General features: G+C 68.1%; 9 protein-coding genes. 3 read left to right on the forward strand and 6 right to left on the reverse strand.

From position 1 onward, the window contains the following. The 3 genes from rnr to MZTS_RS16345 form a co-directional block, all read right to left on the reverse strand. A partial coding sequence (gene rnr, locus MZTS_RS16335; RefSeq protein WP_192284657.1) for a ribonuclease R occupies positions 1 to 2,297 on the reverse strand: 2,297 nt, incomplete at its 3' end. Positions 2,298 to 2,449: 152 nt separating this feature from the next. Further along, positions 2,450 to 2,788 carry a hypothetical protein gene (locus MZTS_RS16340; RefSeq protein ID WP_009862749.1) on the reverse strand — a complete coding sequence of 113 codons (339 nt, stop codon included), beginning with the start codon at positions 2,786 to 2,788 and terminating at the stop codon, positions 2,450 to 2,452. A gap of 112 nt (positions 2,789 to 2,900) precedes the next feature. Further along, a complete protein-coding gene (locus tag MZTS_RS16345; protein WP_192284658.1) occupies positions 2,901 to 3,482 on the reverse strand; it encodes an NADPH-dependent FMN reductase in 582 nt (193 codons plus the stop codon). A 101-nt stretch (positions 3,483 to 3,583) separates the two neighbouring features. Here MZTS_RS16345 and MZTS_RS16350 point away from each other — a divergent pair, with 101 nt between their 5' ends. After that, positions 3,584 to 4,030, forward strand: coding sequence for a hypothetical protein (locus MZTS_RS16350; RefSeq protein WP_192284659.1), 447 nt, complete (start codon positions 3,584 to 3,586; stop codon positions 4,028 to 4,030). Positions 4,031 to 4,122: 92 nt separating this feature from the next. Here the strand turns inward: MZTS_RS16350 and glnA are convergent, their stop codons facing one another. Then, positions 4,123 to 5,532, reverse strand: a complete 1,410-nt coding sequence (gene glnA / locus MZTS_RS16355) for a type I glutamate--ammonia ligase (protein WP_192284660.1) — start codon at positions 5,530 to 5,532, stop codon at positions 4,123 to 4,125. Between the two features lie 662 nt (positions 5,533 to 6,194). On the opposite strand from glnA, the gene MZTS_RS16360 reads away from it, so the two are divergent. After that, the gene (locus MZTS_RS16360; protein WP_192284661.1) at positions 6,195 to 7,241 is read left to right on the forward strand and encodes a glutamine synthetase beta-grasp domain-containing protein; all 1,047 of its coding nucleotides are present in this window, start codon (positions 6,195 to 6,197) and stop codon (positions 7,239 to 7,241) included. Positions 7,242 to 7,429: 188 nt separating this feature from the next. On the opposite strand, the gene MZTS_RS16365 is transcribed toward MZTS_RS16360, so the two are convergent. After that, positions 7,430 to 8,359 carry a glutaminase gene (locus tag MZTS_RS16365; protein ID WP_192284662.1) on the reverse strand — a complete coding sequence of 310 codons (930 nt, stop codon included), beginning with the start codon at positions 8,357 to 8,359 and terminating at the stop codon, positions 7,430 to 7,432. Positions 8,360 to 8,556: 197 nt separating this feature from the next. Next, positions 8,557 to 8,895: a P-II family nitrogen regulator gene (locus tag MZTS_RS16370; RefSeq protein WP_009866062.1), complete on the reverse strand. Its 339-nt coding sequence runs from the start codon at positions 8,893 to 8,895 to the stop codon at positions 8,557 to 8,559. 185 nt (positions 8,896 to 9,080) lie between these two features. Between MZTS_RS16370 and MZTS_RS16375 the strand changes: the two genes are divergently transcribed. Then, a partial coding sequence (locus MZTS_RS16375; protein WP_192284663.1) for an NAD(P)H-hydrate dehydratase occupies positions 9,081 to 10,528 on the forward strand: 1,448 nt, incomplete at its 3' end.

Here is a 10,528-nt window from a genome sequence, read left to right on the forward strand (position 1 = left end):
TTCGCCCCCTTGGGAGGCCCGTTGGCAGGCCCCTTCGCCCTGCCCGGCTTGGCCTTGATCCCGCTTCGCTTGGGGCCGCCGCCCCTCGCCCCGGACCGGCTGCGGCCCTCCGACAGGATCTCGAAGCGCAGGGCGCCGGCCACCGCCGCCGCCTCGACGAGACGCACCTCGACCGTGTCGCCGAGGCGGTAGGTCTCGCCGCTGCGGTCGCCGACGAGGGCGTGCAGCGCCTCGTCGTGGCGGTAATACTCGGCGCCGATGGTGGAGACCGGCACGAAGCCGTCAGCCCCGGTCTCGTCGAGCTTCACGAACAGGCCGGAGCGCGTCACGCCGGAGATCCGGCCCGAGAAGGTGGCGCCGACCCGGTCGGCGAGATAGCCGGCGATGAGCCGGTCGATGGTCTCGCGCTCGGCCGCCATCCCCCGCCGCTCGGCTCCCGAAATCTGCTCGGACACCGCTTCGAGCATGCCGGGCGTGGTCTCGGCGGACAGGCCATCCTTGCCCAATCCGCAGGCACGGACCAGCGCCCGGTGAACGATGAGATCGGCGTAGCGGCGGATCGGCGAGGTGAAGTGAGCGTAGCGGCGCAGGTTGAGGCCGAAATGGCCCAGATTCTGTGCAGCATAGACCGCCTGTGCCTGCGAACGCAGCACCACCTCGTTGATGAACGGCGCGTGCTCGCTCTCGGCCACCTGGGCCAGGATGCGGTTGAACAGGTCGGGCCGCAGCGCCCCGGCCTTGGTCATCTTGATGCCCACGGAGGCGAGCACCTCGGAGAGCGCCCGCATCTTCTCCAGAGCCGGCTCGTCGTGGATCCGGTAGATCAGCGGCGAACCCGCCTTCTCCAGGGTCTCGGCCGCCGCCACATTGGCCTGGATCATGAACTCCTCGATCAACCGGTGCGCCTCCAGACGCTCCGGCACGATCACCCGGTCGACGCCGCCCTCCGCGTTGAGCAGCACCTTGCGCTCCGGCAGGTCGAGGGCGAGCGGGCCGCGGGCGTCGCGGGCCCGCTTCATCGCCTCGTAGGCGGCGTAGAGCGGGCGCAGCGCCGTCTCCAGGATCGGCCCGGTCCTCTCGTCCGGGCGACCGTCGATGGCGGCTTGCGCCTGCGCATAGGCGAGCTTGGCCGCCGAGCGCATCAGGATGCGGTGGAAGCCGTGGCTGCGCTTGACCCCATCGGCACCGATCACCATGCGCACGGCGAGCGCCGGGCGGTCCTCGCCCTCGCGCAGCGAACAGAGATCGTTCGAGATGCGCTCGGGCAGCATCGGCACCACCCGGTCGGGGAAATAGACCGAATTGCCGCGCAGCAGGGCCTCGCGGTCGAGGGCGGAGCCCGGCCGAACGTAGGCGGCCACGTCGGCGATGGCGACGGTGACGATGAAGCCGCCGGCATTGGCCGGATCGGGATCGGGCTGCGCCATCACCGCGTCGTCGTGGTCCTTGGCGTCCGGCGGATCGATGGTGATCAGCGGCAGTTCGCGCCAATCCTCGCGGCCGCGCTTGGTCGCGGGCTTCACCGCATCGGCCTCGGCCAGAACCTCCTTGGGGAACACGTGAGGGATGTTGTGGATATGCAGCGCGATCAGGCTCACCGCCTTCTCGGAGCCGAGCGAGCCGAGCCGCTCGGTCACGCGGCCCCGGGGCAGGCCGAACTTGGTCTCGCGCTCCACCGCGACGCTGACGAGATCGCCGTCACGGGCCTCCCCCTCCTCACCGGCGGGAATCGCAATTTCCTTGCCCTGCGATCTCTTCTCCACCGGCAGGAGACGCCCGCCGTCGCGGCCGGCGCGATAGACGCCGATCACCTCCGCCCGGTTCTTGCCGATCACCTTGACGACGCGGCCGGTATAGCGGCCGGGCGCCTCCGGGTCGGGCGAGACGCGGATCAGCGCGCGGTCACCGAGGCCGGGCGCCGGGCGGTTGCTCCTGCGGCCGGCGCGGGGCACCTCGACCACGATCTTCGGAGCCTCTCCCTCGCCCTCCCATTGCGCCGGGCGGGCGACGAGATCGCCGTCGCGATCCCGCGAGACGATGTCGGCGAGCACCACAGGCGGCAGGCTCCCCCCCGTGCCGCCTTTGCGGAACCCGCCGCGGCCGCGCGAAAGACCGCCCTCCGCCTCGATCTCCTTGAGGATCGCCTTGAGGCCGATCTTGTCGGCCCCGCTCAGGCCGAAGGCCTTGGCGATCTCCCGCTTGCCCACCGTTCCGGGGGCGTCGGCGATGAAGGCGAGGATCTGTTCGCGGGAGGGAAGAGCGGGAAGGCCCGTCTTCGGAGTGATGCGTTTGGCCAAGGACAGGGCTCGCCGCGCCGCTCGGATGAGCCGGCGCGCAGGATTTTCGATGAGAGGGAGACCGTTGACGATCCCGGCGTCCCGGGAAGATGGGCCTTTCCCCGTTCGAGGACAACGCTATGGTGGTGTCCGTGAACAGGTTCGCCCCGTTCTCACCCCGTCGAGGCCGACTTTCGGATCCGCTCGACCGCGCCATCCACGTCGAACCCGGCGCGGGTGAGGTCTTCGAGGGTGAAGGGCGACGCCTGCGGCAGGGTCAGGCTGACCCTCCCCTCCTCCGGCTGAAGCGCGGGCGCCTCAGCGGCGCGGACCGCCAAGGTCCAGGCGCCGTCGATCCGGATATCGGCCGCCTCCGGCGGGTCGGCGGCAAGCACCGCGATCCTGGCGGCGGCCTCCCTCCGGAAGGCGAGGCTGCGGTGGTCGTCCGAGACCAAGGCCGCCTTGATCAGTTCGGCCAGCGCGTCCCTGACCCTGTCCACGCTCGGATTCATCCGTTCCTCTCCGCTTCGCATCGAGACGAACAATCGGAACGGTAGCGCCTGGGTTCACCGTGCCGCGCACTGCGACGGCGCGGCGGAGGGTGTGCGGCGGGAACGGTCGGGCTCAGTACGGCGTGCCGCCCTCGGCCCGCTTCGCCTTCAGCGCCTCGGCGTACCACGTCAATTCGTCAAGGAATTTTTGAGCCGCACGGCCGAGCCAATCCTCGGCGGGCTCGCCCGCCTCGCTCAGGGCCTTGTGGATGCGCGGGATCGGCAGCAGCGAGGGGATGCTCGGCGTGCCGAGTTCGGCCAGCATCGCCCGCAGCTGCATCGCCGCGCGCACTCCGCCATATTGCCCGGCCGAGTAGCAGCAGATGGCCGAGGGCCGCCAGAAATACTCCTCGAGGAAATGATCCAGGGTGTTCGACAGGGCCGGCGGGATCGAATGATTGTACTCGGCCGAGATCACCACGAAGGCATCGGCGCCACGGAAGAGGGAGGCCAGCCGTTCCAGCGGCTCCGGCGCCTCGCCCTTCGGATATTCCTTGTACATCCGGTCGAGCAGCGGGAGTTGCAGCTCAGCCGGGTCGACCAGCGGGGCCACGTGGCCGCGGGCTTCGAGGCGCGCGACGAGAAACCGAGCGGCGCGGATGCCCTGGCGCTCGCTGCGGACCGTGCCGAGGATGACGGGGATGGTGAGGGGCATGGCTATCTCCTGCACGCAGACGGCTCGGGCCGAGCAGAGAGTGTTGAGCGAGGTTCCGGCATGGGCTTGGGTCGAAAACCTGCTCCATTCGAAGCGAACCGATGCTCGCGCGCAAGCCAATCACCAAGGGCAACGCGCGCCTAAAGCCCCTTGCGCAGGTGATCGCGAACGAGAGTGAAAAAGAACCGAAGACCTTCCGGGTTGATATAAATATCCGATTGAGTCAGCCGCCAGAGCTTGTCCAATTCGTCCGGCGCCAAGTCGCTCTGCAGAATCTGCCCGACGAAATGGTACAGCCGCTTCCGATCCTCGCCTCGGAAGGTGCGGGCGACGTCGCCGACGACCTTTTCGAGGCCGTCGCACCGAAAGTCGATGTCCTGGTGGAAGAGCGATCCGAACCGAATGAATTCCGGCGTCGGCGGCAGGCGGCCGAGCCGCCGTCTAGCACGGTTCCGCAGCTTCGTTCTCTGGCTCATGATGCGAGGCGGGCCCACCCATCGCTTCAATCCTTGGATTGCAATTATATCCTTTCGCAACCCAAGACGTGAGAACCGTTGGAAAGAAAACGCCGGAGCCCCTTCCGAGGCCCCGGCGCGCGGTCCGTCGCGGCGAGCCGGGCATCGCGCCCGGCCCGATTCGATCAGAGCGAGTAGTAGTTCACGAACTCGATCGGGTGCGGGGTCATCTCGTAGCGCAGCACCTCGGTCATCTTCAGTTCGATGAACGAGTCGATCTGGTCGTCCGAGAACACGCCGCCGGCCTTGAGGAAGGCGCGGTCCTTGTCGAGGTTCTGCAGCGCCTCACGCAAGCTGCCGCAGACGGTCGGGATCTTCTTCAGCTCCCGCGGCGGCAGGTCGTAGAGATCCTTGTCCATGGCCGGGCCCGGATCGATCTTGTTGATGATGCCGTCGAGGCCGGCCATCAGCAGCGCCGAGAAGGCGAGGTAGGGGTTGGCCATCGGATCGGGGAAGCGGACCTCGACGCGCTTGGCCTTCGGGTTGGTCGTCCACGGAATCCGGCAGGAGGCCGAACGGTTGCGGGCCGAATAGGCCAGCAGCACCGGGGCCTCATAGCCCGGCACCAGACGCTTGTAGGAGTTGGTGGACGGGTTGGTGAAGGCGTTGAGCGCCTTGGCGTGCTTGATGATGCCGCCGATGTACCACAGGCATTCCTGGCTGAGGTCGGCGTACTTGTCGCCGGCGAAGAGCGGCTTGCCGTCCTTCCAGATCGACTGGTGCACGTGCATGCCCGAGCCATTATCGCCGTAGACCGGCTTCGGCATGAAGGTGGCGGACTTGCCGTAGCTCTGCGCCACGTTGTGGATGCAGTACTTGTAGATCTGCATGTGGTCGGCAAGCGTGGTGAGCTTGTCGAACTTCATGCCGAGCTCGTGCTGGGCGGAAGCGACCTCGTGGTGGTGCTTCTCGACCTTCACGCCCATCGACTGCATCGCGGCCAGCATCTCGCCGCGCATGTCCTGGGCCGAATCCTGCGGCGGCACCGGGAAGTAACCGCCCTTGGTCTGGATCCGGTGGCCGAGATTGCCGCCCTCGTAATCGGTGAAACCGTTGGTCGGCAGCTCGGTGGAGTCGAGCTGGAAGCCGGTGTGATACGGGTCGGCGCCGAACTTCACGTCGTCGAACACGAAGAACTCGGCCTCGGGGCCGACGAAGATCTCGTCGCCGATGCCGGTCGAACGCAGATAGGCCTCGGCGAGCTTGGCGGTCGAGCGCGGATCGCGGGCATAGGGCTCGCCGGTGGAGGGCTCCAGCACGTCGCAGACGATCGACATGGTGGAGGCGGAGAAGAACGGATCCATGCAGGCGGTGGAGGGATCCGGCATCAGCAGCATGTCGGATTCGTTGATCGCCTTCCAGCCGGCGATCGACGAGCCGTCGAACATGGTGCCGTCCTGGAAGATCTCCTCATCGACCAGGGAGACGTCGAAGGTCACGTGCTGCCACTTGCCGCGCGGGTCGGTGAAGCGGAAGTCGACGTACTTCACGTCGTTGTCTTTGATGGCCTTCAGCACATCAGCGGCCGTACTCATCGTGTGCGTCTCCTCGGCAATGTCCGGAAGCGGGTGGCGGACTCTTCCCCCGGGGCGGGGGTGTCCTCGGCCGGCCCGTTCATGCGACTCGGCTGATCAATCGGGCGACAGGGGCTTCTGCGGGGGAGGCCGTCCGCCGCATCCGGGGCGCGAACCGCCTCACGGCAGCTCCCGTGCATGGGGAGCCCTCCCGCCGAGCCCGATGGCGCGGTGGGCGTGTCCTGCGAGACAATCGGCTCCTGATCCGGGCACCGTCCCCACTCCCGCCTCCGACCGGTCTGGCCAGCCGGCGCGGACGATATCGCCCAGGCTTCGTCGTTGCCACCCGTCCCAGGGCAAAAATCCGCGCCGCGCCGGGCCTTTCGAGGGATTTTGTCCCCACCCTCGCCCGTGCCCGCAGTCGCATTTGCCGCAGGAACCATTCCGCACTTTCCCTGGCGCTGGCATGCAAAATGCTAGACGGCGAAGCGAAGCGTGGGCCGGAAGGCCTGCCTTCGGGGGTCGGGCTGGCGCCCTGCTCCTCGGTGGATCGTCGTCCTCGGACGTGGCGGGCAAAACCGCCGGACGCGCGGCACCCACCGGGGACAGCAGACTGGAAAACGGCGCCGGTTCCGAAAAAAGGTTTCGTAGGACACGGATCCTCAAGGCACGAGAGACTCGGAATGACCAAGTTTAAGCTCGAGTACATCTGGCTCGACGGTTACACCCCGACTCCGAACCTGCGCGGCAAGACGCAGATCAAGGAGTACGACAGCTTCCCGACCTTCGAGCAGCTCCCGCTTTGGGGCTTCGACGGCAGCTCGACGCAGCAGGCCGAGGGCTCCTCCTCCGATTGCGTGCTGAAGCCCGTGCGCCACTTCCCCGACCCGGCCCGCACCAACGGCGTGCTCGTGCTGTGCGAAGTGATGATGCCGGACGGCAAGACCCCGCACCCGTCCAACAAGCGCGCCACCATCCTCGACGATGCCGGCGCCTGGTTCGGCTTCGAGCAGGAATACTTCCTCTACAAGAACGGCCGTCCGCTCGGCTTCCCCGAGACCGGCTACCCCGCCCCGCAGGGCCCGTATTATTGCGGCGTCGGCGCCTCGAATGTCGGCCCCGTGGCGCGCAAGATCGTCGAGGAGCATCTCGACCTCTGCCTCGCCGCCGGCATCAACCACGAAGGCATCAACGCCGAGGTGGCCAAGGGCCAGTGGGAATTCCAGATCTTCGGCAAAGGCTCCAAGAAGGCCGCCGACGAGATGTGGATGGCGCGCTACCTGCTGCAGCGCCTGTGCGAAAAGTACGAGATCGACATCGAGTACCATTGCAAGCCGCTCGGCGACACCGACTGGAACGGCTCGGGCATGCACTGCAACTTCTCGACGACGTTCATGCGCGAGACCGGCGGCAAGGACTATTTCGAGGCGATGATGGCGGCCTTCGAGCGCAACCTCGAAGACCACATGGCCGTCTATGGCCCGGACAACCACATGCGCCTGACCGGCAAGCACGAGACGGCGCCGTGGAACAAGTTCTCCTACGGCGTGGCGGATCGCGGCGCCTCGGTGCGCGTGCCCCACTCCTTCGTCAACAACGGCTACAAGGGCTACCTTGAGGACCGCCGCCCGAACTCCATGGGCGACCCCTACCAGATCGCCTCGCAGGTCCTGAAGACGATCTCCGAGGTTCCGCTCCCGAGCGAAGCCGCGCAGAAGGCCGTCGCGTAAGGCTCTCGAGGCCGAGAATCGAGGCTCGAAACAAGCCGCCCCCGTCGAAAGTCGGGGGCGGCTTTTTTGTTCGAGCTCGCTTGTTCGAGCTCACTTGCCGGCCAAATTCCATCGTCCTCATGCCGAATCGGCCGCGCGAGGGGGCCTCGGGATGAGGGTGAAGACGGGATACTGGAGAGGCCGGCGCCTCACACCCCGAAGATCGACCAGCCGGTGCGTTTCACCAGCATCTCCAGGGCGATGCGCCCGAGATGGGAATTGCCCGCCGCATCCAGGCCCGGCGACCAGACGCAGATCGAAGCCTTGCCCGGCGCCACCGCCAGGATGCCGCCGCCGACGCCGCTCTTGCCCGGCAGGCCGACCCGGTAGGCGAAATCGCCCGAGCCGTCGTAATGGCCGCAGGTGAGCATGATGGCGTTGATCCGCCGCGCCCGCTCGGCCGAGATCACCGTGTGTCCGGCCAGCGGGTGGAGCCCGGAATAGGCCAGATAGAGCCCGGCGGTGGCGAGCTGGCGGCAGCTCATCGCGATGGCGCAGTGGTGGAAATAGACGCCGAGCGTGTAATCGACCGGGTTCTCGATCACCCCGAACGAGCGCATGTAATTGGCGAGCGCCGCGTTGCGGAAGCCGGTGCGCTTCTCGGATGCCGCCACCTTCTCGTCGATGGCGATGCCGTTGTCCTGCGCCAGGAACTGCATGAAGCGCAGGATCTCGCCCAGCGCCTCACGCGGCTGGTGACCCGACAGGATTACGTCGGTGACGGCGATGGCGCCCGCATTGATGAAGGGGTTGCGCGGGATGCCGTTCTCGCGCTCCAGCTGGACGATGGAGTTGAATGGGCTGCCCGAGGGCTCGCGGCCGACCCGGCGCCAGAGCCGGTCGCCGACCATGCCGAGGGCCAGGGTCAGGGTGAAGACCTTGGAAATGCTCTGGATCGAGAAGGGGATGTCGGCATCGCCCCCCACGGCGGCCCGGCCGTCGCCATCGATCACCACCAAGCCGAAAGCCTGCGGATCGACGCCGGCCAGTTCGGGGATGTAGCGCGCCACCTCGCCCCGGTCGGGCCGCGCCCGCATCTCCTCGGCGATGTCTCTGACGATGGTATCGAGATCGGGCACGGCGTCGCTCGGCTAGGGCGCTCTCAGCGGATCGCCCTGAAGACCGAAGCTGGGGCGATCCGCTGGGTTTCTGGCTTTTGGCATCGTCTTCGTCCGAAAGCCGTGAACAGCTTTCGGGACGATGCCTTCGGAGCGCGGACGGCGCCGGCCCTTCACGAAGCAGGCCAGCCCGACACCCTTCTCCGGGGCCGCCCGGATCAGATCGCGTCGGAGCCGGTCTCGCCGGTGCGGATGCGGATCGCTTCCTCGATCGTCGAGACGAAGATCTTGCCGTCGCCGATCCGGCCCGTCTGGGCCGATTTGCGGATCGCCTCGACGGCGCCCTCGACCAAGGCGTCGGAGAGCACGATCTCCAGCTTCACCTTGGGAAGAAAGTCCACGACGTACTCGGCGCCGCGGTACAGCTCGGTATGGCCCTTCTGCCGGCCGAAGCCCTTCGCCTCGATCACGGTGATGCCCTGGAGGCCGACCTCCTGGAGCGCCTCCTTCACCTCGTCGAGCTTGAACGGCTTGATGATCGCCTCGATCTTCTTCATCCGGAAAAGCCCGATCCGTGCGCGTCTTTCACTTCCCTCTTTATCTACCATCGCCGTCGCGCGACCGCCACGGCGTTTTGACTCCGCATTCCGGCAAGATGCGCACGAAACAGGCAAGCAAGGCGGAATATGTAGGCATTTTCGCCTCAACCGGTGAAATTTAGGGCATATGGTGGATCCGTTACATGCATGAGCCGGTGGAACCCCGAGGAATCGCGAACCGCCTGCTCACCGTTGAGGCGATGCGCCGGGTCGATGCGGCGGCGATCGCGGGTGGCATCCCCGGTCTGACGCTGATGGAGGCGGCCGGCGCCGCCGTCGCCGAGCGCGCCCGGGGTCTCCTGCCGGAGGGAGGCCGGGCCCTGGTTCTGTGCGGCCCCGGAAACAATGGCGGGGACGGCTTCGTCGCCGCACGGCTCCTGGCGGAGGCCGGCTACAGGGTGGATCTGCGGCTGCTCGGCGAGCGTGGCGCCCTCACAGGCGACGCGGCCCTGGCCGCCGAAGCCTGGCCCGGCCCGGTCGGCCCGGCGGAGGCGGAGTTGGCCGCGGCCGACCTCATCATCGATGCCCTGTTCGGCGCCGGCCTCTCGCGCGATCTCGACGGGTTGGCGCGCGCCCTGGTGGAAGCCGTCAACCGCGCGGACTGCCCCGTTCTCGCCGTGGATATGCCGAGCGGCGTCGATGGCGACAGCGGCGCGGTCCGGGGGGCTGCCGTGGCCGCGACCGAGACGGTCACCTTCGTCGCCCTCAAGCCCGGCCATCTGCTGCAGCCGGGCCGGGCGCGATGCGGCGTGCTGCACGTGGCCGATATCGGCACGGGCGAGGCCGCCTTCGCCGCCGGCATCGCCGGGCAGGACAGAGTCCTCTTCCACAACCGGCCCGGCCTGTGGACGCTGCCCCGGCTCGCCGCCGCCAGCCATAAATACACTCGCGGCCACGCCCTGGTGCTGTCGGGCCCGGCCTATCGCACCGGCGCGGCCCGGCTCGCCGCACGGGGGGCGCTGCGGATCGGGGCGGGACTGGTGACGGTGGCCTCGCCAGCCTCGGCCCTGCCGGAGAACGCGGCCCATCTCACCGCGATCATGCTGCGCGCTTGCGAGAACGCCGACGATCTCGACGACATGCTCGCCGACGAGCGGCTGAACGCCCTGCTGCTCGGCCCCGGCCTCGGCACCGGTCCCGCCACCTGCGATCTCGTCGCGGTGGCGGCAGCCGCCGGTCGTGCCCTGGTGCTCGACGCCGATGCCCTCACGAGTTTCCGCAGCGAGGTCCGCACCCTGGCCCGTCACATCCGCGACGGCGAGGCGTCGGCGGTGCTCACCCCGCACGAGGGGGAATTCGTCCGCCTTTTCTCCGGGACCGAAGCGGTGGCCGAGGGCCTCGCCAAGACCGAACGGGCGGCGCGGGCCGCGCGGATCGCCGGCGCCGTCGTGGTGCTCAAGGGCGCCGACACCGTGATCGCCTCGGCGGATGGGCGCATCGCCATCAACGATCACGGCTCGCCGCATCTCGGCACCGCCGGCTCCGGCGACGTGCTCGGCGGCCTGATCGCCGGCCTGCTGGCCCAGGGCATGGCCCCGTTCGAGGCGGCCTGCGCCGGGGTCTGGCTGCACGGCGATGCCGGGCTGCGCTT

Origin of the sequence: Methylorubrum zatmanii (genome assembly GCF_014845115.1) — a bacterium.
GTDB lineage: Bacteria > Pseudomonadota > Alphaproteobacteria > Rhizobiales > Beijerinckiaceae > Methylobacterium > Methylobacterium zatmanii.

Coding starts and splice junctions, on each gene's coding strand:
- MZTS_RS16360 (WP_192284661.1), top strand. CDS start 6,195: ATGACCAAGTTTAAGCTCGAGTACATCTGGCTCGACGGTTACACCCCG.
- MZTS_RS16350 (WP_192284659.1), top strand. CDS start 3,584: ATGCTCGCGCGCAAGCCAATCACCAAGGGCAACGCGCGCCTAAAGCCC.
- MZTS_RS16340 (WP_009862749.1), bottom strand. CDS start 2,788: ATGAATCCGAGCGTGGACAGGGTCAGGGACGCGCTGGCCGAACTGATC.
- MZTS_RS16370 (WP_009866062.1), bottom strand. CDS start 8,895: ATGAAGAAGATCGAGGCGATCATCAAGCCGTTCAAGCTCGACGAGGTG.
- glnA (WP_192284660.1), bottom strand. CDS start 5,532: ATGAGTACGGCCGCTGATGTGCTGAAGGCCATCAAAGACAACGACGTG.
- MZTS_RS16345 (WP_192284658.1), bottom strand. CDS start 3,482: ATGCCCCTCACCATCCCCGTCATCCTCGGCACGGTCCGCAGCGAGCGC.